A 21235-nucleotide genomic window follows, 5' to 3' on the forward strand; every position below is an offset into this window, starting at 1 on the left:
GAGCAAAAAGAAGTGTCCGCAGTACGCTGTCGGGTACTTCTTTTTTGTCTGGGGCAGGTAAAAAGTACGACTTGTTTTTCCAATTTTCCGCAAAAACATCCATAGAAAATGTTCTATGGTATAATAATGGCGCATTCTTTGTCGGAGAAAGGAGGGGAAGCCGATGAGCGAGAAATACATGAATGCTTCATCGACACCATCAACCACGCTGCACCTTCCTACAGAGGGGAAACAGGAAAGAAGGAAAAAACGCGCCGGACTGTTCGGAAGTTTGTGGAATACGCTGAGTCCATCGCGGGCGGAAAACAAGCGTCCGTGGCTGCCTGTTACCTTGGCTGTCTTGCTTTGGGCAGGACTTGCCTACGGCGGATACGCGTTTGCCGTTCATACGTTGGACAAGCAGGAGCAATTGGTGAATGCGCGCATCGCCCAGCTTCAGGAAGAGAATCAGGGACACATGAATGCGTTGGGCGAGCAACTGGCTTTAGTCCAGGACGAGATGAAAGATGTGCAACAAGGGCTTTCCACGATTGAGGAAGAGCTGCAATTGACCGGTGAGACAATCGGGGGAACAGACGAGACGAAACAGGCGCTTTCGGAGCGGATCACCCAGTTGAACAACCAGCTTGCGGAACTGAAGAAGTCGCTGGAAAAACTGGAGGATGCTGCCCGTGCTTGGTAACGTCAATCGTTTTTTCGCCTTCCTGCTGGCGCCGGCAGTCGGTTTTTTGTTTGCCTTTTCGCAGCAAAATCCGGTGGACAAGCTCGCCTGGGATGGGCTGAAGCTGCCTTTGGAGCAGTCGGTAGAAGAGGTGGCGAAGCTGCAGGAGGAGCTGGACGAGACCCGAGGCACGCTGGAGAACACACAGATCGCGTTGCAAGAAATACGTGAAATCGCGGACCGGGAAAAGAAAGCCTACGAAGAGCAGAACAAAGAGATCGATCATCTGCTCCAGGCGAGCGCCTCGCAGACGAAGCAGTCGGAGGACGTGCTGGATACGATCCTGTCCAACATGCTGGGTGATCCGATCGGCCAGCACTTCGGGAAAAACTCTACAGTAAAGGTGTACTCACTGACGGAATCCGGATACCGCGGCTACATGGCCAAGGTTCGGCTGAATAACCCGAATGCGCTGAAAATGGTGCTGGCAAACAACTCTATAAAAAGTAGAGGAGAGACGACCAGCCAGGCGGGCAAGCGTACGGGAGCGATCCTGGCGATCAACGCCGGAGGGTTTATGTCTGACAGCCAAGGCTATCTCGTACCGCTTGGCATCACCGTTGTCGACGGGCAGATTCGCACCTTTTCCAACAACTCCAATTTGAGTTTCGTCGGTTTCAACAACAAAGGACATCTCGTCGGAACGACCATTACGACACAGGAACAGATTACGGAACAAGGAATTTTGCAGGGAGCGAGTTTCTTGCCAAGGCTCTTGCAAGACGGAAAGCGCCTGCCGATACCGAAGGATTGGGCAAATGCGCGTCAGCCGCGTACATTGATCGGTCACTTTGACAATGGCGACTTGCTGCTTATCGTCATCGATGGCAGACAGCAGGGATACAGCAATGGTGTCACGCTGGAGGAAGCGCAGCGCAAACTGCAGGAATTTCACGTCGTCGATGCGTACAATCTGGACGGCGGCGGTTCCAGCGCTTTCTACTACAACGGCAAGCTGATGAACAAGCCATCGGGTGGAAGCGAACGGCGCGTCGTAAGCAATCTGGTCATTTTGCCGTAGTTGTTGGACATGCTGCGGGAAGATGGCCGCTTTTTTCGATGTATAGGCATGTGCCGATCAGGAGGAATGGATATGAACAAAAAACGCGTGGGCTTGATGATTGCCACGACTGCCTGCCTGGCCGTGATCCTGAGCAGTTGCAGCCAAGTACAGGACGGTGCGGGCAATGGCGGCGAGGAACAGACTCCGCCTGCGGTCTCGCCGGCAGATGAACAGGATCAGCCGACAGATGGAGCAATCGACGACATCGCTCCTGAGCCGACTGCAAAGCTGACGCTGGAAGAGACGATCCAGGATGTGAACGGTGTTCCGACGGTGACCAATCCGGATGACTTGATTGTCATCGTCAACAAGCAGCGCTCGTTGCCGGTTGATTACAGACCAGCCGATCTGGTCGAGCCGAACGTGGACTTCCCTTTTGACGAGAAAGTTGAAAAACGCTTGATGCGAGCAGAAGCGGCACGTGCGCTGGAGGCGCTCTTTCTCAAGGCGGAAATGGACGGCGTGAAACTGTATGCGGTCTCCGGCTTTCGCTCCTACAAGACACAAAAATCGCTGTATGAATCCTACGTCCAGAAGCAAGGTGCCGAACACGCTGCTGCGTTCAGTGCCGTTCCGGGAAAAAGCGAGCATCAGACGGGACTGGCGATGGATGTGTCAGGTGCAGACAGCGTGACTAGACTGGAACAGAGCTTCGCCGATACACCAGAGGGAAAATGGCTGGAAGAAAACTGCGCCAAGTTCGGTTTTGTCATCCGCTATCCGGAAGGGAAGGAAGACATCACAGGCTACGCCTATGAACCATGGCACCTGCGCTATGTCGGGACTCAGATTGCCGAAGAAGTGATGGAAAAGGGCATAACGCTGGAAGAGTATTTTTCCGGGTCCGGGATTTAAGACAACAACACCAGTCCCCTTGTGGTCAACCGTGGCTTCTTCACAGTTGATCCAAGGGGATTTTTTCGAGGCGTAAGGCAGCAAAAAAACCGCCAGCCGGCACATCATGTGCAACAAGCTGGCGGTTTTTATTTTCTTCGGAAGCGAAACAGCCTATGTGAGTCAGCGACTATTGGCCGTTTGCTGCTCTGGAAGCCGATGTGCTTTCGGATGTGTCAGCGGATTCCTGCAATTCTGCTTCGATCAGCGAGGTCTTTGACGATTCGCCCATGCGCCAGTATACGATGAGGCTTAGAGCAATACAGCCAGCCACGTAGAAGTAGAAGAGCGACTCGACTCCGATGCTCTTGAACCAGAGCGCGATGAATTCCGCAGTACCCCCGAAAATCGCAACTGTCACCCCGTACGGGAAGCCCACGCCCAGAGCGCGAATCTCGGTCGGGAACATCTCGGCTTTTACGATCGCGTTGATCGACGTGTAGCCGGTGACGATAATCAGTCCGGTCAGCATCAGCAGGAAGGCGACGTACGGACTGTTCGCCTGCTCCAGCAAGAAGAACAGCGGGACGGTGAACAAAGTTCCGAGAACACCGAAAGCAATCAGCAGCGGACGGCGCCCGATCCGGTCAGAGAGCATACCAGCAAGAGGCTGAAGCACGATGAAGACGAGCAGCGCCAAAAAGTTGATCCAGGTGACGACTCCGTTCGGCAGCCCCACCGTATTGACCATGAATTTCTGCATGTAGGTCGTATACGTGTTGAACGCGATCGTTCCCCCGAGCGTCAGACCGACGACTGCCAGTACCGCTTTCGGGTGCTTCATCAGCTCTTTTAGTGTTCCGGCATTGGACTTGCTTTTCTTCGCCATGTTGGCGTACTGCTCGGACTCGTCCATGCTCCGGCGCAGCCAGAGGACGGCGAGGGCGCCAAGCGCACCGATGACGAAAGGAATACGCCAGCCCCACGCCCGCATATCTCCGTCGCTGAGCACTTGCTGCAAAATAATTTGCACGCCCAGTGCCAGCAGTTGACCGCTGATCAGCGTGACATACTGAAAGCTGGAGTAGAAGCCGCGGCGACCGCTGTCCGCCATCTCGGACAAGTACGTTGCCGAAGTGCCGTATTCTCCGCCAAGCGACAAGCCTTGGAGCAGGCGGGCCAGCACGAGGATGATCGGAGCAAACACGCCGATCGTATCGTAGTTCGGCGTCAGTGCAATGACCAGTGAACCGCTGGCCATGATGGTGATCGAAAGCGTCAATGCGGCGCGGCGCCCGTGACGGTCTGCGTACCGCCCCAAAAGCAAGCTCCCGATTGGCCGCATCAGGAATCCGACAGCGAAGACCGCCGCTGTATTCAGCAACTGGCTGGTCGGGTCTCCCGAGGGGAAGAATTGAGACGAGAAATACACGGCAAAAGCTGCATACACATACCAGTCATACCATTCGATCAGGTTCCCGATCGAACCTTTAAAAATGTTGCTGGTGATGCGCCGCGTCTTCGCGCGATCGCTTGATTGTGCCATTGTTGCAACCTCCTTGTAAACTGTACTTCATATGTCTCGAAAGGATGAAATCGCTTGCAAATAAACGAATGGCTCTCCTTGTGCGGAAGGCATTTTTCGTCTTGTAAGGGGTTTCTTCTCTTTCGAGCGGAGTTGGAATGATCAGAACTGTTTATATTTTAGAGCGCTTGTTTCCTCCGAATCTATTCGATGCTCCCGAGCGTGCAAAATCGGTATCTGAGATGCCGATTTTGCCAATCGAGTTGCATTGATTTATGTGCCGGATCGGGATACGCTTTACCATTAGGGGGGATTGTCGTGACTTTCACTATGCTGTTGCAACTATTGGAAAACATATCTGCGATCGTGGTCATTTCCCTCATCATCGGGCAACTGGATTATTTTCGAAACATTGTGTACGGAAAAAACAACTTGATGCGGATCGTCATTCTGTCCGCCCTGTTCGGCTTCCTGTCGGTGATCGGAACCGAGCATGGAATCAAAGTCAATGATGCCCTCGCCAATACGCGCATCGTCGGCGCGCTCGTCGGCGGGTTGATCGGAGGACCTGTCGTCGGCTTTTTTGCCGGTCTGATCGGCGGCATCCACCGTTACTCGCTCGGAGGATTTACCGCAGTCGCCTGTGGTTTGTCGACCGTGCTGGCAGGACTGCTGGGCGGGATCGTAAGCAAGAAAAAAGATGTGCTGCGGATGAAAGGGCGGCACATCGTACTGCTTGCTGTAACAGCCGAGCTGATCCAGAAAGTGACGGTACTGCTCATCGCCAGACCTTTTGACGAAGCACTCAAGCTGGAAGCAAAGATTGCGATCCCGACGACGATCGTGACGGTCATCGGGCTGTTTATCTTCATGCGTGTATTTCTGAACCTGAAAACGATGCAGGACCAGTTCGGCGCTCTCGGAGCCAATCTTGCCTTGTCGATTGCCAGCCAGACGCTGCCGCACATGCGAACAGGGCTCAATGAAGACTCTGCCAGACGCACTGCCGAGATTATCCGGGAAATGGCGAAGGTGGACGCTGTCGCCATTACCGACCGCGAAAAGCTGCTTAGCGTAAGGGGAGATGTGCTGGAGAAGCATGTCCCGAGTGAAGCGCTGTGCGCACAGGTAGCAGAAGCTGTTTTCGCCGAGAATACGGTGGTGTATCGGGACAAGGACTATGCGTTTCTCCGTTCGCTGCGCCTCAAGTCGGTCATCGCCGCACCTTTGTACCATCGAAACGAACGGATCGGAACGCTGCAATTTTACCTGAAGCGCTCGTCCTTCAGAACATCCCAGACGAATCTGAAGCTGGTCGATGGTCTGGCCAATCTCTTGTCGGTCCAGATCGAGCTGGCGGAGATCGAGCATCAGAGCAAAATGCGGCAGCAGGCCGAAGTCAATGCCCTTCAAGCGCAAATCAACCCGCATTTTCTGTTCAACACGCTCGGCACGATCATGTCCTACTGCCGGACAGACCCCGAGCAGGCGAGGCGATTGATCGGCAATTTAAGCGATATTTTCAGGCACAACTTGAAGAGCAAGGGGAATGACCACAGCCTGCAAGAGGAATTGGAGGGGATTACGTCTTATTTGGAGATTGAAAAAGTCCGGTTTGCAAACCGATTGAAGGTCAGCATGGAGATTGATGAGTCACTGCTGGATCAGAAATTGCCGATTCTCATCTTGCAGCCGATCGTGGAAAATGCCATGCATCACGGCCTGTTTCCCAAAATCAGCGACTGCCAGCTCATCATTCGGGCAGAGGCATCCGGCAAAGACGTGAAAATCAGCATAGAAGACAATGGGGTAGGGATAAGCGAAGAGCGATTGGCTGAAATTTGGAGCCACCAGCCGCAGGGCATCGGACTTGCCAATGTCCACCGCCGGCTGCAATCCATTTACGGGGGCGAGTACGGCCTTGCGATCGACAGCAAACCAGGTGACGGAACGATTGTCTCATTTCGCGTTCCGCGCTCCGATTCCGGAAAGGATGTGCATGTGACGTGCTCTTGAGAACGATGATCGTCGACGACGAACCGGCAATATGTTCCGAATTGGAATTTTTGTTGAAACAATATATCGAGATCGAAGTGCTTTCCATCCACTACAACCCGCTTGAAGCGTTGACTGCCATTGTCCATTCCGAGCCGGATTTGCTTTTTCTCGATATTCACATGCCGGCATTGAACGGTCTGGAATTTGCCAATAAACTGAGCCAGATGTCCAAGCCGCCGTTGATCATCTTTTCGACCGCTTTCCATGAACACGCACTGGAGGCGTTCTCCACTCCGGCTGTCGGCTATCTGACCAAACCGATTCAGGAGTCAAAGCTGGATGAAGCGATCAAAAAGGTGAAAACGCTGCTGAACAAGTCGGACAAGCAGGAGTCTGCTGCGGTGGTTCCTGTGGTGCTGGAAGAGCAAATCTGTATCCGCAAGCACAACAAGATCATTCCCGTCCAAGTACACGATATTTTCTTCGCGTTCGTGCGGGACAAGGAGCTGTTTGTCGCCACCAAAGACAGCGTGGAAAAATGCGATCTGTCCCTCAACGAGCTGGAGACGATCTTGAACCGGTCTGGCTCCTTCTTTCGCAGCCACCGCAACTACATTTTGAACGTACGAAAAATCAAGGAAATCATCCCGTGGTTTAACAATACGTACTTGATCAAAATGAACGACAACAGTCAGACGGATATTCCCGTAAGCAGGAGCAGGGTCAAAGCGTTTCGCAGCCTGATGAATCTGTAGACGCGAGGGACGACTGGCAGCAAAAAAGAAGGCTTCCGCCATGTGCATGTGGCGAGAGCCTTCTTTTTGGTAGAAACGGCTGCTATTTCGGCATTCGAATCGCGTTGAACGGCCAGTAGACGAATTCCGCACGTCCTACGACGTGGTCAAGCTGGACGGGGCCGATGACACGGCTGTCCATGCTGTTGTTTCGGTTGTCCCCCATGACAAACACGCTGCCTTCTTCTACGGTGACGGGACCGAAGTCTGCAGTCAGTACAACGCCTGCTGCTTCCGATTTCAGACGATTTTCGTTGAGATAGTCTTCTTGCAGTGGCTGACCGTTTACGTACAACTGGTCATTTTTCGCTTCCACGGTATCTCCGGCAACAGCGACAACGCGTTTGATCCAGTTTTCCCCGCTGGCGTCGGGGTGAATGATGACAATGTCACCTGGCTGGGGATCATCCAGGTAGTAGATCGCTTTGTTGACGATGACCCGTTCGCCGTCGTGCAATGTGGTTTCCATCGAGCGTCCTTGCACCACGTAAGGGGCCATGATGAAAAGGTAAATCACGGCAGTCGCAGAGCCAATGATGAGGAACGATTTTAGCCAGTCAAATAGTTCAGCTTTCCATTTCGGGGTATCTTGTGCGTATTGTTCCATCTTCTCGTTCTCCTATGTACGTCGTTTTTATCTTCCCAAAAAGCGGGGCGCCACGAGTAGGGAACGTGACTCATCAAACCTATTATACATGTTTTACAGGGGAAAACGAAAGGGAATTCAGGCCTTGGATCGGGCGCAAAATTCACTTTTTTGTCACGAGGTTGTCAATTTGTGCTATTGCCTGCCGCGATCTGATCGGGTAGGATGAGGGTGAAAATAAGTTTTACTATAAAATGATTAAGTAGTAAACACGTTGTCGCGTCATCTTCTAGCATTTTCAGAAAAACACAGTAGTTTTTCTTGCTCTTCTTATGAAGACGCTATATATTTTTAGCAATGCGACAGTATTTTTTCTGAAAATAGGTGATGATGTGAGCAGTATGTCCCGTACGAGCAAACTTGAAGAACTGGATCGGGTATTTGTCGAAGTATCTCGTTTCTTCATTAGTCAATGGCTGAACGAGGATGAACAGATCAGTCCGAAACAGTTTATTGTGTTACGCGTTCTGTACGACGTGAAACGCAGTACAGTATCCGAATTGGCGAGCATTTTGAGGCAGTCCAACAGCGCGACTACGATCGCCCTCAATCGGCTGGTCAAAGCAAACTACATAGAACGTGTCCGCGATGAACATGACCGCCGGATTGTCTGGGTGACGTTATCCGAAAAAGCTGTGCCTTTGCTGGAAAACCTGCTCGAACGCAGAAGGGCGCTGATGGCGGATTTGACAGAAAGCCTTACTGACGAGGAGCTTGATCAGTTTACCTATTTTCTGATGAAAATGAACCGAGCCTCTCGTTTGGCCTGAACAAGACACGTAGGGACATGATGCGAAAAAGACGTGTGAGCTACGAGAAGGGGTGTACTCACATGAAAAAAAGAAGTACATTGATGGTGGGGTCGTTCGTTCTGGGTGCCGCATTGATGGCACAAGGTGCCTGTGCGCAGGAGGCAGCAGCTGTTGAAACGGTAGTAGAAGAAGCAGCAGTTTCCACGCAGGACGTAGCTGAGAATGACGCAGAAGCGACAGAAACAGAAGAAGAAGCAACAGAAGAAGAAGCTGTAGATGAAGAGGCAGTAGAAGAAGAGGCAGTAGAAGAGGCAGCGGAGGAAGTCGTAGAGGTCGTAGAGGTCGTAGAATCGCCGACTGCACCAGGTCCGGTATACTCCGCGGCAACTGGCGGCTGGCACCAAATGCCACTGGAAGGCCAATACTACATCTACACTCCGAAATCCGGCCTGCAACCAGTAGCTCCGGCAGCTTGGGTCAACATCCCCAAAGAGGGCGAGTTCTTCATCGTCCAAAAGGCTGCAGACAGTGTATCCCAACAAACTGGTTGGGCAGCGATGCCAACCGAGAAAAACTATGTAATCGTCCAAGCAAGACCGAATCAGAGCGTCCCGGCTTCGGCATGGCACTCGATGCCGTTGGAGGGCGAGAGCATCGTCATCAGCCCACAACCTGAAGAGCAGGTGACAGCGCATGGCCTGACAGCGGCACCGCTTGAAAAAGAGTTCAAAATCATCGCTTCCAATGACAAAACCCAAGACGTCTCTGCACGCAGCGGATGGACCATGAACGTGCCGACAGCAGATTCCGAGGACTAAGAAAATAATGAAACGCTTTGCTCGTCACCGGGCAAAGCGTTTTTTTGTAGGCACAGTCATTGCAATCGAGACAGAAGTGGTCGATGTGATGCGGGATTATCCAACGTATGCGTCCAGCCGTTCCTGTGCGAGCTGCAGGCTCATGTCCACCTGGAAGAGCATGTGCAGGTTGCTTGCCTTCATAACATTGCGACGGGCGCCGTGATACAGGACAGGTTTGGTGTATTTGACGACGGTCATAATCTCTACGACAGGAGGGACAACTTGCTTGACGCGTAGCAGGCTTTGCAAATAGCGCAGGAATTTTTGAATGCTGTCAGCGTCGTCTTTGTCGGGAACTTTGTTAATCAGGTCAAAAAATTCACGAATGATCATCCGCTTAGTCTCCAGAGGCTCGTGCATTGCTGTCATTTACGATTCATCTCTCTTTCACCTCAAAGGAATTTGCTCTTCTTTACTACATACCCGCCAAACAGGCACATTGAAACCTCCATCCAGGAAAAAGCTCGAACCGCGTGATCGGCTCGAGCTTTTTTTACGATTCTCTGCCCTGTTGATAGACGGCGTGCTCTTCCAGCGGAATGCGGACACGCAACAGGAGCCAGGCATTCGCCAGGGAAAACAGCAGCGTCGTCAAGACAGCATTGAACATAAGCGGCAAAGCGAGCAATTCCACCGTGACGACCAGGTAGTTGGGATGGCGGAGAAAGCGATACGGACCATGCCTGAGCGGGGGAGTGTCAGGTAGCACAAAAATGCGCGTATTCCAGCGATGGCCCAGACTGCTGATACACCAGTAGCGCAAAAGCTGTGCCGCCACGAACAGGGCAAACGGCACAGTCCACCAATCGGGCAAGACGACAGTACCGGTGCTGGACACCTCGTACACTAGGCTGGGCAAAAACAAGCTGTGCAACAGCACGATGTATTTGTAATGGCTTCGTCCGACTTCGTAGCCGCCCAGCTTGCGAATCACAGCGGCATTTCTTTTGGCCAAAACGAGCTCGGCGATGCGCTGGATGAGGACAAAGATCACCATGATGAGCAAAAACCGCATGCTTTGCTACCTCGCTTCCAATAGCATAAGTTCTGAACTAAAACCTGGGCCGAGCGCCGCCAGCAATCCCTGTTCACCAGCAGTCCAGCTCTGCTCCATACTTTTTTCGAGGACGAACAGCACAGTCGGCGAGGACATGTTTCCGTAATTGGCCAGCACTTCCGCAGAGAGCCGGGTGGCATCCGCCGCCAGCTCGAGGGAGCGCTGATACGCTGTCAGCACCTTTGCACCGCCAGGGTGAAAAATAAAATGGCGTATTGCATGAACAGAAGTGCCAAGCGGTGAAAGAAAGCTGTCGACGTTTGTTCGCATGCTTTGCTGAATCAGGCTGGGAATGTCGCGGGAGAAGACGACTTTTAATCCCGGTTCCGTCACTTCCCACCCCATGACGTCGAGCGTATCCGGCCAGGTCGTCGTCTGTGCGCCGCGAAAGTGCAGGCGGGGACCCGAGGTTGCCGGGGCGAGCTGGTCCCCTTCGACGAGAACGGCAGCCGCACCGTCGGCAAAAAGACACGTCGCGACGAGATTGCTTTTGGACATATCCTGACGAATGAAGGTCAGTCCGCACAGCTCTACACTGACGAGCAGGACGCGGCGGCTCGGATAGGCGCTTGCGTATTCGCAGGAACGCGACAGGCCCATCGCTCCGCCTGCGCATCCCAGGCCCCATAAAGGGATGCGGGTAGCATCGGGACGCATCCCCAGCTTGCCAACGAGGCGGGAGTCGATGCTGGGAGTGGCTATTCCCGTGCTCGATACGAAGATGAGGCAGTCGATTGAGTCGGCAGCGGTCTGGGCCCTTTCCAGGCATTTGCGGGCTGCTTCCAGGGCCAAGGATTCGGCGTGCTCCACGTACAGTTGATTTTTTTCCGCAAACATCCAGTCTCGGGTAAACCAGTCCTTCGGCATGCAGAAGTGCCGCTTGCGAATTTGGCTATGAGCGAAAACGCCCAGCAGCCGATCCACGTCAGGAAACGCTTCCTGGAAAAAGTGGCGTGCCAGGGACATCGACTCCTCCTGATCGAGCACATGGGGAGGGACAGCAGTGGCAACAGCTTCAATGCGCGGCATTGGTTCGATTCACTCCCGATCCAAAAAATGGTTTATACCCGGTAGTTTGCCCTTCCGGATGGTCCCAATGCATCCTTGCAAAAATTCACGATGCAGTATTGCTGACGAGAGAGAGCCGTTTACCCCTGCAGCTTGCGTTATGAAAGGCGGTGGCCGTCGGGGCGGTCTGTATAATTGTCGATGAGGATGTTCCAGAACATGTGGAGGGCGGGGCTGACCAGTTTGTTGCGATGGCGAACGGCGTAGATGTGGCGTTCGGGGGTCCAGCCGGGGATCGGTTTGGACTGCAGCTTGCCTTCTGCCAATTCTTGCTGAATCGATGCTTCCGCGATCATGCCAAAGCCGAGTCGATGCCGCACGGCCGATTTCAGAGCCTCCGTTCCGGAAATCTCCAGAGAGACGCGAAGTTGCACGCCGTGTTTGTCCGCCCAGCGGTCTATGAGCTGCTTGCTGATCGAGCCCGCTTCGTGGGAGACGAACGGATACTCTGCAAGCGCGTCCGGCGTCAGTTCGTCGGCATCTGCGAACGGGTGGTCAGGGGTGAAGATCAGCACCAGATCATCCTGGAGCAAAGGATGGACGATCAGATCAGAGTCTGCGATGCGTGTATTCGAGACGATGCCAATATCGAGCTCGTATTTTTTGATCTTCTCCAAAATCAGTCCTGCCTGGCGGACGTCCAGCAAGACGGACAAACCCGGGTAGCTGGACTGCAGCGCTTGCAAAAGCGGGGGCAGCAGGTAGGTCGCGGGAGTGTGCGTGCTGCCGATGGCAAGCTGTCCGGCTGCATTTCCCCGGTAGATATCCATGGTCGATTCCGCTTCGACGGACAGGGAGTAAATCTGCGAGGCATAATGATAGAAAGCCCGACCGGCTTCCGTCAGCCGGATGACGTGATAGGATTTGGTGTGAAACAGCGCGATTCCCAGCTCTTCCTGCAGCTTGTTCAAATGAAAGGTCACGGTAGGCTGGGTAATGTTCAATTCCTGCGCGACGAGGTAGAGTTTCTTCAATTCAACGGTAAGCACAAACACTTTCAGTTGCTGTAAGTTCATGGGCATCCCCTTTCTGCTTACAATCATCGATGACATTAATCTTACAATTCATTTGTTAGATACAATTTAACTTCATGTTAACCGAGCGCTAATTTTCCGTTAAAACTGGTGCGGTACGCTTGCATCAAGATCAAAAGCAATGGAAAAACAGGAGGTCGACATGAACAAGAAGAAGAGAATGAAAAACGGAGCTTTCACCGCGCTTGCGTCCCTGATTGTATTGCTTTCCGCTTGTGGCCAGCAGCCATCGGCCAATCCGGGTGAAGCGGGAAGAAGTGAGCCGGGCAGCACATCCGCAGCCGGGCAAGCGAATGTACAGACGGGGGTAGACACTGCCGAAGACACCGGAAAAACGATCTATTTGTACGGAAATGATTTTGTCGATTTTATCGCCCCGAAATTTACGGAAGAAACAGGCTATAAGGTGGAAGCCGTCCATTACGGCGGGGGAGAGGCATTGGCGAAAATTGAGGCCGAGCAAGGCAATCCGCAGTGGGATGTGCTGATGATGGACGGACACGGATCGGTGCGCAACCTGGCTGACCGCGATTTTTTGCTGACAGGCTGGGAGCCGGAAAACCTCGGGAACCTGAGTCAGACTGGCGCAAGCTACGTGCCTGACGACTTGGCTTACTATCCGGTCGGAATTCATGCAGCCGCACTGATCGCGTACAATACGACACTCGTGTCGCCGGAGAAAGCGCCAAAAACATGGGAAGAATTTTTTGCCTACGAGGGTCCGGTCGGACATGCTGATCCGGCTGTAGCCGCGCCTGCCTATCCGCTCGTATCCGCCTTTTTTCAAAAATGGGGCGTCGAGGAAGCTGAAAAAAAATACGCGCAACGCTTTGCGGATGGCTTTCACGTATATCCGAAGAACGGTCCTGTCGGAAAGGCACTGTTGAGCGGGGAAATCGAGGTCGCCGCCCTGCAGGAGCACAACGCCTATGAACTGAAGCTCGCGGGTGAGCCTGTCGAGGTCATCTGGCCTGAGGAAGGAGCGCCAGGCAGCCTGCGTGTTGTGGCGATCAGCAAGCACACGAAAAACCCAGCAGCCGCCAAAGCGTTTGTGGAATACATGCTGAAGCCTGAAACCCAGCAGATGCTGACAAATCTCGAATCGACAGACAGCTTCTTTACCCCGCTGGCAGAAGGGGTGTCGGCACGAAGCGAGCGTGAACCGAACGGGACTTTTTTGCTGCCATCGGCTGAGTGGGCATCCGAGCATGAAGTGACGATCAAAACCTGGTTTGCGGATCAATCTGTAAGGTAGGACAAAGCGGATGAACGCATCGGAAGCTCGCTATGGAGGCGGGGTAACCCTCCTCCTGTTTCTCTTTATTTTTTTGCCGCTGCTTGCTGTTTTATTGAATGTCGTTTTGCCCGGACTCTTTTTTGGGCAAGTACAGGCGACCAGTATCGGCTTGTTGGGAGAAATCTTTCATCGGCCGCTGTGGAGACAATCGCTTTTCAATTCCGTGATGCTGGCCCTGGGAACGGCTACGCTGGGCACGATAATTGGCGGGCTGCTGGCCACGATCCGCGCCAGATGGGATTTTGCCGCCGCACGACTGCTCGATCTGGGGGCATGGGTACTCTTGATTGCGCCGTCCTTTATGATTGCCCAGGGCTGGGTGTTGTTTGCCAGCGCGGACGGTCTGGTCAACCAATGGCTGGGCTGGTCGTGGGTCACTTCGTTCATTTTTCAGCCGATGGGGCTTGTGTTTGTCATGGCGCTCAGCAAATTTCCGCTTGCTTATCTGGCCATTTTGGCAGCTTCCGAGTGGAGCATGAAGCAATTCGGCTATGCCGCAAGATTGAACGGAGCGACGCCGTTCACGGTCTGGCGGACGGTCGAGCTGCCCCTGGCACTGCCCGCTTATGCGGCTGGCTGGACGCTCGTCTTCATGGACACGGTCGGCGACTTTGGCTTGCCTGCTGCCTTGGCAACCGTGTACAAATTCCCTACGCTGACGTATTCCATCTATTCTGCCATTTACCAGTCTCCCGTGCGCTTCGATATGGCGGGCGTGCTCGCTTTTTACCTGGTACTGATCCTCGCCCTGGCGATGGCATTGCTGATGGCTGTACAGCGTAGAGCGAGGTATGACTTCCTCAATGCGAGGGCGGTCAAACTTCAGAAGGAAAAACCGCGCTACGCCTGGGCTTGCAATTTGTCCATTATCGCGTTTTTGCTTGTGAGCCTGGGGATTCCCGTAGGCACGAGCGCTGCAGTGTCCGTACTGAAACAGACAGGCGGCGGGTTCGTCGCGGAAAATTTCACGCTGGACCATTACCGCGAGCTGTTCGCCGGCCAGACCGGGGATCATCGCTACCTGCATTACCTGGAAGGGATGTCCCATTCTCTGGCAATTGCCTCTGCGACTGCCGTATTCAGCATGCTGATCGGCTTCGTCGTGGCATATGTACTGACGTTTACCGAATCCCGCCTAAAGCCGATGCTGCAATTGTTCTCGATCATATCGCTGGCGGTACCGGGCGTCGTGCTGGGAATCGGCTATATTTTCATCTGGAATCAAAAGTGGCTGGAGCCGCTCGGGCTGCATCTGTACGGCCAGCCTTCGCTGCTCGTGCTGGCTGGCATCGCCGGAGCGATTCCGTACGCTGTACGGGTTCAGCTCGGCGCGTTTGGCAACTTGTCGGGCACGATGCTGAAAGCAGCAGCGATCCAGGGGGCAAGCGTATTCGCTCGCATGCGCGACATCGTCATGCCGCTTGTCCGGCAGTCCCTGCTGATTGCGACACTCGCCTCATTCGGGACCAGCGTGTTTGATCTGGCATTGGCGTCGATGCTGCGCCCGGCCAACTACTCGCTGCTGCCGCTGGTGATCGACAAAGCCTTTGAATTTTCACGGTACGGGTATGCCACGGCTGCGACGGTAGTAAGCTGTGTCAGTGTGGTAGTCATTATTACAGCAGTACATGGTCTCGGGCGTCTGGCATGGAAATGGCTGGATCGCAATCAAGCCGGGAGAGGATGGAGAGACAGATGATCGTAAGGGTGAAAGACGTATCCAAATCATTTCAAGGACAGCAAGTGTTAAAGCCGATCACATTTGATCTGGCAGAGGGTGAGCGCATTTGCATCCTCGGTCCGTCCGGTTGCGGCAAGTCTACGCTTTTGCAGATGATTGCCGGATTGCTGCGCATTGATTCGGGCGAGGTAGAGATGGCGGGAGTGACCGTCGAGCGGGGCAGACATTTCATTCCGCCGGAAAATCGTCCGGTCAACATGGTATTTCAGGATTATGCGCTATGGCCGCACATGACGGTCAAACAAAATATGGAATACGGGATGAAACGGCGGAAACTGGACAGCAAGGAAAGGGAGAGGCGCATCGATCAGTTGCGATCGCTCTTGAAGCTGGACGGCTTGCTCGATCGTCTGCCGTCACAACTCTCCGGCGGACAGCAGCAGCGGGTGGGCATCGCCAGAGCGCTGGCGACAGAGCCAAAGCTGTTGCTGATGGATGAGCCGCTCTCCAATCTCGATGTCAAGCTGCGGACAGACATGCGCGGCGAGCTGGCACGATTGCTGGGGGAACTGTCGATCGCATGTCTGTATGTGACGCATGATCGCATGGAAGCATTTACGATCGCCCATCGTATTCTTGTGTTGCGTGACGGAATGATCGACCAGTTTGGAACTCCGAGTGAGCTGTTTGAACGTCCGGCAAGTCCGTGGGTCGCCCAGCTTATGGGATACCACAACCGTCTGGAGGCCAGCCTTGCCGATCACGGGAAAAACGTGGCGCTGCTCGCAGGCAGCCCCATCACGGGACAGTGGACGGGCAAAGAGTCGGTGACAGGCCCTGTCGTGTTGATGGTCCATCCCGAATCCGTCAGCATACACAATGGTAAAGTGGGAGATGCCAACAACCTGCTGAAAGTCACGGTCGTGCAAACAGTGTACGAAGGTACGCGCTGGAGAGTGATTGTCGAGACAGCCGATCAACAGCCGATTCATCTGTTTCATCACAAAAGCCTTGAGCCAGGCAGTGAAGTGACCGTCTGGCTTTCTCCGAAGCAAACGATGCTGTACGCCAGAGGTGGGCAATAAACAGATGGGCAAAATATACGCTGTTTCAGACATTCATGGGTACGGCTGTTTGCTGGAAGCGCTCCTCGAGCGGGCAAAGTACGATCCAGGAGCAGATCGTCTGTATTTGCTCGGGGACTATGTGAACAAAGGTCCTGATTCCGTTGGGACATTGGAGCTGGTAGCGGATCTGTGCCGCAGTGGTGCCGTCGCCTTGCAGGGAAACAACGAACGCAAATGGCTGCACCGACTGCCGGACGAAATTGCCTGTCTGGCTCCTCGAGCAGTCAACTACCAGGAAATGATTGCGAACATGCCGCTATGGGCAACATGCGAACAGTACCTGTTCGTACATGCCGGGATCAAGCCCGGTGTTCCGCTTGACGCGCAAACGGCCGAAGATTTGACAGAGATTCGCGCACCGTTCTTTCACTCGCCGCCGTTTGAGGACAAAATCATTGTGTTTGGCCACACCTCTACCTTTCGGCTGGGCGTATCGCCCGGCCAGCTCTGGTACGGTGATGGCAAACTGGGGATCGATACCGGTGCGGGCCACGGCTATGACTTGAGTCTGGTCGACCTGACCGACGGCTTGCAATGGTCCGTATCGGTCCTTTTCCCAGACCGGATTGTATGTCAGAAAATCAAGCCGACGGCCGCCTCGTGACGAAAAGCAGCCTTGGCATTATGATAAAAAAAGAATGGCAGGGACGTTTCATGTCCCTGCCATTCCTTTTGTAAAGAGGACAAAACGGGATGATATTGTAAAGAGAATTTACAAAATCTTAATATTATCTTAAACAAAAAATAACACATTCTGCCTTGCTTTTAAATTTACCTTAACACTATTGTCCGCTATAATCGGTTAGGTGTGATTTTACCAAAGGAGTGACTTGGAGAGTATGTTGAAATCGAAAAAACACATCTTCTTTGATCTGTTTGAACAGCAGATTGCCACAGTGCACAAAGGGACACATCTGTTCTACGAAATGATCGGCAACTACCAGGACGTAGAAGCGAAGGTGAAGGCAATCAAGGCTGTTGAAAAAGAAGGAGATGAAATCGTTCGCCAGATTATGAACGCTTTGAACTCCACATTTATCACTCCGCTTGAGCGCGAAGATATTCACCAGTTAGCCCATACGATGGATTCCATGATCGACTACATCGATGGCGTCGCAGACCGCATGTACCTGTATCAGGTTCGCCAGCCGGACCCGCGCGTACTGGCACAAGCGAACATCCTGGTGAAATGTTCAGCGAAATTGATTGAACTGATTCGTACTTTGCGCAAGCTGGACCACGAGGTTGTTTCCAAAATCGCCGTGGAAATCAAGGACTTGGAGCATGAATCCGATTCCAACTACCGGAAAATGGTGTCCGATCTGCTCAATGCGCCAAACGCAGACCCGATTGAAGCAATCAAGCTGAAGGAAATTTATGACAAGCTCGAGGACTGTGCTGACTTTGCAGAAGATGTCTCCAACCTGGTAGAAGGGATTGTGCTGAAAAATGCTTGATCTCCTGACACCGGAAATGATGTTGCTGATTCTCGTGGTTGTCATGGCGCTCAGTTTTGACTTTATCAACGGGTTTCACGATACGGCCAACGCGATTGCGACTTCCGTATCTACCCGGGCGCTCAGTCCACGGACGGCAATTATTATCGCTTCCTCTTTCAACTTGATAGGTGCATTATCGTATACGGGTGTCGCCAAGACGATCGGCGGAGGCATCACCGACCCGTTCCAACTGGAAAACGGACTCGTCGTGGTTTTGGCTGCGCTGATTGCAGCGATCTTATGGAATATTATTACCTGGTACTTCGGGATTCCGAGCTCCTCTTCCCATGCGATCATCGGCGGGGTCGCAGGAGCAGCAATTGGAGCGGCAGGATTTGATTCGCTCAACTGGGCAGGCTTCATCAGCATTGTACAAGCCCTGATCGTATCTCCACTGGTGGCATTTGCCGTTGGTTTTATCGTCATTAAGCTGGTCTCCAAGCTGGTCGCCAACACAGCTTATCATAAAACCAATCGCAAATTCCGCATGATGCAAGTGTTGTCCGCTTCCTGGCAGTCGTTTAGCCACGGTGCCAATGACGCGCAGAAAACGATGGGTGTCATTACGATTGCATTGGTGTCGGGAGGATTTTTGCATCAGGAGCCTGGTGAATTTATCATTCCGTTATGGGTAAAAATTGCCGCCGCCGTTGCCATGGCAGCGGGTACAGCCTTTGGTGGCTGGCGCATCATCAAGACGTTGGGCGGCAAAATTATGAAGATCAAACCGATTAGCGGCTTCTCTGCTGACTTGTCATCGGCCTTGATTATTACGATTTTTACCGCATTGAAGCTGCCGGTCAGTACAACGCACGTCATCACCTCCGCGATCCTCGGTGTCGGGGCATCGCAAAAGCTGAACGCTGTAAAATGGGGCGTGGCAGGACGGATTGTGATCACTTGGCTGATTACCCTGCCGATTACCGGGCTGTTGGCAGCAGCCAGCTACGTCGTGCTGGACGTGTTTTTGTAAGTGTCAACAGAGTGTCTTCCTTGCTGCCAGGCGGCAAGGAAAACACTCTTTTTTAGTTGCCCGAGCCGATCAGGCGCTCCCACAAGCCAGCTCGCGGCTTGATTTGCACCATGCGCACGGCAGAAACGGGAATGTACGCAAGCGAACCATCCTTTTCTTCCAGCATGATCGCCTCGTCGTCGTAGTCAAACAGCTTTCCTTCAATATAAGCAGCCAATCCCGGCCCCAGCATCCCCGGTGCAAAGTGGACGCGGACGGGACGGTCCAGGTACTGTTCCAGCAAATTGTCGTCGCTCATGCAAGACACTCCTTCCCATTTGTTTGTATGATCAGTATTTCCGGTTTTATGACAATTCAGACGAGGGTTGTACAAAAAATTGGATTCCCAGCACAAAAAAGCAGCCAACCAGGAATTCGTTCCATAGATTGGCTGCTTTTTCTGTTTTGATATGCTGCTATTTCGAGGGGTCTTCGTGTTTGGAACGCATGCTTTTTCGGGCGAAGATCAGCATCAGGATCAAGCCTGCAGCGATCAGGCAAAGGCTGACGAGCTGGGCGACACGCAGCGTATCGGCGATCAGCAAGCTGTCTGTCCGCAAGCCTTCGATGAAAAAGCGTCCGAGCGAATACAGAATCATATAGCTGAACATGATCTGTCCGTCAAATTTTTTGAAGAAACGCAGCATCAGCATCAGGATGACAAATACCACCAGGTTCCAGAGCGACTCGTACAGGAATGTCGGATGGTAATACTGACCGCCGATGTACATTTGCTCGCGGATAAAAGCAGGAAACTTCTCCATGAATTCGGCAGGGGCTACGTCGCCGTGAGCTTCCTGGTTGATGAAGTTGCCCCAGCGTCCGATCGCTTGTCCGAGAATCACGCTCGGCATGAAGGCATCACCGAGTCGGAAAAACGGCAGATTGTGTTTGCGCACATACCAGGCACCTGCCAGTACCCCGCCGATCAAACCGCCGTGGATCGCCAGTCCGCCTTGCCAGACGTAAAAAATGGACAGCAGGTTGTCTTTGTACTGGTCCCATTCAAAAATAACGTAATACGCACGGGCGCATATGATCGCCGCAGGAATGATCAGGACGACCATGTTCAGGACATGGTCAGGATCGAGTCCGGAGCGTTTTACGTTGTAGCGTGCCAAATACGTCCCAATTAAAAAGGCCAGCCCCATTATAATGCCGTACCAGTGAACCCTGATAAATCCAAGGTCAATTGCCACCGGATCAATCATGCAAAAATCCCCCTTGACCAAAAAACGTCTCAGCCAAGTATAGCACAGATAAAAGGGGAGACGCCAACGGAATGACACCCGTTGCTACATTTTGGTGCGCAGAAAGGAAAGGATTGGGTCCAGCGAAGACAGCGATGAAGGGGAAGAGACCGGCGCAAACAGATCTCCCATGGTTTCCAGCCTGGAAGGTACCGTCTTGATCGTGTACAGCGAGGGATGGGCATTCGGGACTTCCTCCCAACGCAGGGGGGTGGATACCGTTGCCCGTTCTTTTGCACGCGTGGAATAGGGAGCAGCCAATGTCTTTCCGCGCCAGTGCTGGAGGTAGTCGATATACAGCTTTTCCCCGCGGTTTTTGACCAGTCGTTCGATCGTCAGCAGGGAAGGATGCTTTTCCACGAGATAGCTGGCGATAAACTGTCCTACCTGGCGAGTCTGCTCAAACGTGTAGCGCCGCTCAATCGGGATGTACACTTGCAAACCGCTGGCCCCGGACGTTTTGATCCAGCTTGGCAAGCCCAGCTCGTCCAGCAGGTCCTTGAGCAGCAGGGCCGCTTCGATGACGACACTGAAGTCGTCCGTCGAGGGGTCGAGGTCAAAGACGAGTTCGGTCGGAATCTCATCGTCAGCGAGGTGGAACGAAACGTGAAATTCAAGCGCAGCCTGATTGGCCATCCAGATCAGCGTCGCTTCATCATTGCACAAGGCGTAACGAACTTGTTCCCATTCCTGTGTAGCAATCCAGTCGGGCGCGTAGTCCGGAACATTTTTTTGGTAGAAATGCTTGTCGCCGACTCCGTGCGGATAGCGAATGACGGTAAGCAGCCGGTTGCGGGTGTAAGCCAGCATCGGCTTGGCTACGAGCAGCAAATACCGTATATAATCCAGCTTCGTGACCTGTGCCGACGGCCAAAGCGGCTTGTCGGGGTTGGTAATGGCGACAGTATGGCCGTTCAAGGAAAGTTGGTAGTGTGCAGCGACTACACTCATAGGGCACCCTCCCTTCTGTGCATGTGCCCCTACTTTGCCGCAGGAAAGAAAGCCTTATGCAGCCGG

The 21235-nt window shown here is 53.2% G+C and carries 22 protein-coding genes; 13 read left to right on the forward strand and 9 right to left on the reverse strand.

Annotation, left to right across the window (positions count from 1 at the left end):
* Positions 1-163 precede the first annotated feature (163 nt).
* From ACAF76_RS07780 to ACAF76_RS07790, 3 genes are all read left to right on the forward strand, one after another.
* Positions 164-682, forward strand: a complete 519-nt coding sequence (locus tag ACAF76_RS07780; RefSeq protein WP_400163361.1) for a hypothetical protein — start codon at positions 164-166, stop codon at positions 680-682.
* Positions 672-1742 (forward strand): phosphodiester glycosidase family protein, encoded by a 1071-nt coding sequence (locus tag ACAF76_RS07785; RefSeq protein ID WP_400163362.1) that lies wholly within the window; start codon positions 672-674, stop codon positions 1740-1742. Before ACAF76_RS07780 ends, ACAF76_RS07785 begins: the two co-directional genes overlap by 11 nt.
* A gap of 72 nt (positions 1743-1814) precedes the next feature.
* Complete coding sequence (locus ACAF76_RS07790) at positions 1815-2639, forward strand: D-alanyl-D-alanine carboxypeptidase family protein (protein ID WP_400163363.1); 825 nt, start codon at positions 1815-1817, stop codon at positions 2637-2639.
* A gap of 169 nt (positions 2640-2808) precedes the next feature.
* Here the strand turns inward: ACAF76_RS07790 and ACAF76_RS07795 are convergent, their stop codons facing one another.
* Positions 2809-4164, reverse strand: a complete 1356-nt coding sequence (locus tag ACAF76_RS07795) for an MFS transporter (protein WP_400163364.1) — start codon at positions 4162-4164, stop codon at positions 2809-2811.
* Between the two features lie 297 nt (positions 4165-4461).
* On the opposite strand from ACAF76_RS07795, the gene ACAF76_RS07800 reads away from it, so the two are divergent.
* Together ACAF76_RS07800 and ACAF76_RS07805 are read left to right on the forward strand one after the other, a co-directional pair.
* Positions 4462-6159, forward strand: coding sequence for a LytS/YhcK type 5TM receptor domain-containing protein (locus tag ACAF76_RS07800; RefSeq protein ID WP_400163365.1), 1698 nt, complete (start codon positions 4462-4464; stop codon positions 6157-6159).
* Positions 6150-6896 carry a LytR/AlgR family response regulator transcription factor gene (locus tag ACAF76_RS07805; RefSeq protein WP_400163366.1) on the forward strand — a complete coding sequence of 249 codons (747 nt, stop codon included), beginning with the start codon at positions 6150-6152 and terminating at the stop codon, positions 6894-6896. The genes ACAF76_RS07800 and ACAF76_RS07805 overlap by 10 nt, the downstream gene beginning before the upstream one ends.
* An 82-nt stretch (positions 6897-6978) precedes the next feature.
* Here the strand turns inward: ACAF76_RS07805 and lepB are convergent, their stop codons facing one another.
* Entirely contained in the window at positions 6979-7542 is a 564-nt protein-coding gene (lepB, locus tag ACAF76_RS07810; RefSeq protein WP_400163367.1) for a signal peptidase I, read from the reverse strand.
* A 380-nt stretch (positions 7543-7922) separates the two neighbouring features.
* On the opposite strand from lepB, the gene ACAF76_RS07815 reads away from it, so the two are divergent.
* On the forward strand, positions 7923-8351 hold the full coding sequence (locus ACAF76_RS07815) for a MarR family winged helix-turn-helix transcriptional regulator (protein ID WP_400163368.1): 429 nt from the start codon (positions 7923-7925) through the stop codon (positions 8349-8351).
* A gap of 62 nt (positions 8352-8413) precedes the next feature.
* On the forward strand, positions 8414-9151 hold the full coding sequence (locus tag ACAF76_RS07820; protein ID WP_400163369.1) for a hypothetical protein: 738 nt from the start codon (positions 8414-8416) through the stop codon (positions 9149-9151).
* A 96-nt stretch (positions 9152-9247) separates the two neighbouring features.
* Here the strand turns inward: ACAF76_RS07820 and ACAF76_RS07825 are convergent, their stop codons facing one another.
* The 4 genes from ACAF76_RS07825 to ACAF76_RS07840 all read right to left on the reverse strand — a co-directional run bounded on the left by ACAF76_RS07825 (position 9248) and on the right by ACAF76_RS07840 (position 12334).
* Positions 9248-9526 carry a hypothetical protein gene (locus ACAF76_RS07825; protein WP_400163370.1) on the reverse strand — a complete coding sequence of 93 codons (279 nt, stop codon included), beginning with the start codon at positions 9524-9526 and terminating at the stop codon, positions 9248-9250.
* Positions 9527-9686: 160 nt separating this feature from the next.
* Positions 9687-10208: an isoprenylcysteine carboxyl methyltransferase family protein gene (locus ACAF76_RS07830; RefSeq protein WP_400163371.1), complete on the reverse strand. Its 522-nt coding sequence runs from the start codon at positions 10206-10208 to the stop codon at positions 9687-9689.
* A 6-nt stretch (positions 10209-10214) separates the two neighbouring features.
* The gene (locus ACAF76_RS07835) at positions 10215-11279 is read right to left on the reverse strand and encodes a type III polyketide synthase (protein ID WP_400163372.1); all 1065 of its coding nucleotides are present in this window, start codon (positions 11277-11279) and stop codon (positions 10215-10217) included.
* Positions 11280-11416: 137 nt separating this feature from the next.
* A complete protein-coding gene (locus ACAF76_RS07840) occupies positions 11417-12334 on the reverse strand; it encodes a LysR substrate-binding domain-containing protein (RefSeq protein WP_400163373.1) in 918 nt (305 codons plus the stop codon).
* 160 nt (positions 12335-12494) lie between these two features.
* Here ACAF76_RS07840 and ACAF76_RS07845 point away from each other — a divergent pair, with 160 nt between their 5' ends.
* From ACAF76_RS07845 to ACAF76_RS07870, 6 genes are all read left to right on the forward strand, one after another.
* Positions 12495-13607: an extracellular solute-binding protein gene (locus ACAF76_RS07845; protein ID WP_400163374.1), complete on the forward strand. Its 1113-nt coding sequence runs from the start codon at positions 12495-12497 to the stop codon at positions 13605-13607.
* A 10-nt stretch (positions 13608-13617) separates the two neighbouring features.
* On the forward strand, positions 13618-15348 hold the full coding sequence (locus ACAF76_RS07850; protein ID WP_400163375.1) for an ABC transporter permease: 1731 nt from the start codon (positions 13618-13620) through the stop codon (positions 15346-15348).
* Positions 15345-16415, forward strand: a complete 1071-nt coding sequence (locus tag ACAF76_RS07855; RefSeq protein WP_400163376.1) for an ABC transporter ATP-binding protein — start codon at positions 15345-15347, stop codon at positions 16413-16415. The genes ACAF76_RS07850 and ACAF76_RS07855 overlap by 4 nt, the downstream gene beginning before the upstream one ends.
* A 4-nt stretch (positions 16416-16419) precedes the next feature.
* Entirely contained in the window at positions 16420-17061 is a 642-nt protein-coding gene (locus ACAF76_RS07860) for a metallophosphoesterase (protein ID WP_400163377.1), read from the forward strand.
* Between the two features lie 235 nt (positions 17062-17296).
* A complete protein-coding gene (locus ACAF76_RS07865) occupies positions 17297-17914 on the forward strand; it encodes a DUF47 domain-containing protein (protein ID WP_400163378.1) in 618 nt (205 codons plus the stop codon).
* Entirely contained in the window at positions 17907-18929 is a 1023-nt protein-coding gene (locus ACAF76_RS07870) for an anion permease (RefSeq protein ID WP_400163379.1), read from the forward strand. The genes ACAF76_RS07865 and ACAF76_RS07870 overlap by 8 nt, the downstream gene beginning before the upstream one ends.
* A gap of 52 nt (positions 18930-18981) precedes the next feature.
* Here ACAF76_RS07870 and ACAF76_RS07875 read toward each other — a convergent pair whose 3' ends face one another.
* The 3 genes from ACAF76_RS07875 to ligD form a co-directional block, all read right to left on the reverse strand.
* Positions 18982-19227 carry a hypothetical protein gene (locus ACAF76_RS07875; protein WP_400163380.1) on the reverse strand — a complete coding sequence of 82 codons (246 nt, stop codon included), beginning with the start codon at positions 19225-19227 and terminating at the stop codon, positions 18982-18984.
* A gap of 157 nt (positions 19228-19384) precedes the next feature.
* Positions 19385-20179, reverse strand: a complete 795-nt coding sequence (gene lgt, locus ACAF76_RS07880; RefSeq protein WP_400163381.1) for a prolipoprotein diacylglyceryl transferase — start codon at positions 20177-20179, stop codon at positions 19385-19387.
* 84 nt (positions 20180-20263) lie between these two features.
* The gene (gene ligD / locus ACAF76_RS07885) at positions 20264-21169 is read right to left on the reverse strand and encodes a non-homologous end-joining DNA ligase (RefSeq protein ID WP_400163382.1); all 906 of its coding nucleotides are present in this window, start codon (positions 21167-21169) and stop codon (positions 20264-20266) included.
* Between the last annotated feature and the right edge of the window lie 66 nt (positions 21170-21235).

Source organism: Brevibacillus sp. TJ4 (genome assembly GCF_044627595.2).
GTDB lineage: Bacteria > Bacillota > Bacilli > Brevibacillales > Brevibacillaceae > Brevibacillus.

Bases quoted from the DNA above. Each gene is read 5' to 3' on its own strand.
- ACAF76_RS07845 (WP_400163374.1), top strand. From the start codon at position 12,495: ATGAACAAGAAGAAGAGAATGAAAAACGGAGCTTTCACCGCGCTTGCG.
- ACAF76_RS07860 (WP_400163377.1), top strand. From the start codon at position 16,420: ATGGGCAAAATATACGCTGTTTCAGACATTCATGGGTACGGCTGTTTG.
- ACAF76_RS07875 (WP_400163380.1), bottom strand. From the start codon at position 19,227: ATGAGCGACGACAATTTGCTGGAACAGTACCTGGACCGTCCCGTCCGC.
- ACAF76_RS07840 (WP_400163373.1), bottom strand. From the start codon at position 12,334: ATGAACTTACAGCAACTGAAAGTGTTTGTGCTTACCGTTGAATTGAAG.
- ACAF76_RS07870 (WP_400163379.1), top strand. From the start codon at position 17,907: ATGCTTGATCTCCTGACACCGGAAATGATGTTGCTGATTCTCGTGGTT.
- ACAF76_RS07795 (WP_400163364.1), bottom strand. From the start codon at position 4,164: ATGGCACAATCAAGCGATCGCGCGAAGACGCGGCGCATCACCAGCAAC.
- ACAF76_RS07830 (WP_400163371.1), bottom strand. From the start codon at position 10,208: ATGCGGTTTTTGCTCATCATGGTGATCTTTGTCCTCATCCAGCGCATC.
- ACAF76_RS07855 (WP_400163376.1), top strand. From the start codon at position 15,345: ATGATCGTAAGGGTGAAAGACGTATCCAAATCATTTCAAGGACAGCAA.
- lgt (WP_400163381.1), bottom strand. From the start codon at position 20,179: ATGATTGATCCGGTGGCAATTGACCTTGGATTTATCAGGGTTCACTGG.
- ACAF76_RS07780 (WP_400163361.1), top strand. From the start codon at position 164: ATGAGCGAGAAATACATGAATGCTTCATCGACACCATCAACCACGCTG.
- ACAF76_RS07815 (WP_400163368.1), top strand. From the start codon at position 7,923: ATGTCCCGTACGAGCAAACTTGAAGAACTGGATCGGGTATTTGTCGAA.
- ACAF76_RS07835 (WP_400163372.1), bottom strand. From the start codon at position 11,279: ATGCCGCGCATTGAAGCTGTTGCCACTGCTGTCCCTCCCCATGTGCTC.
- ACAF76_RS07865 (WP_400163378.1), top strand. From the start codon at position 17,297: ATGTTGAAATCGAAAAAACACATCTTCTTTGATCTGTTTGAACAGCAG.
- ACAF76_RS07850 (WP_400163375.1), top strand. From the start codon at position 13,618: ATGAACGCATCGGAAGCTCGCTATGGAGGCGGGGTAACCCTCCTCCTG.
- ACAF76_RS07825 (WP_400163370.1), bottom strand. From the start codon at position 9,526: ATGATCATTCGTGAATTTTTTGACCTGATTAACAAAGTTCCCGACAAA.
- ACAF76_RS07790 (WP_400163363.1), top strand. From the start codon at position 1,815: ATGAACAAAAAACGCGTGGGCTTGATGATTGCCACGACTGCCTGCCTG.
- ACAF76_RS07820 (WP_400163369.1), top strand. From the start codon at position 8,414: ATGAAAAAAAGAAGTACATTGATGGTGGGGTCGTTCGTTCTGGGTGCC.
- ligD (WP_400163382.1), bottom strand. From the start codon at position 21,169: ATGAGTGTAGTCGCTGCACACTACCAACTTTCCTTGAACGGCCATACT.
- lepB (WP_400163367.1), bottom strand. From the start codon at position 7,542: ATGGAACAATACGCACAAGATACCCCGAAATGGAAAGCTGAACTATTT.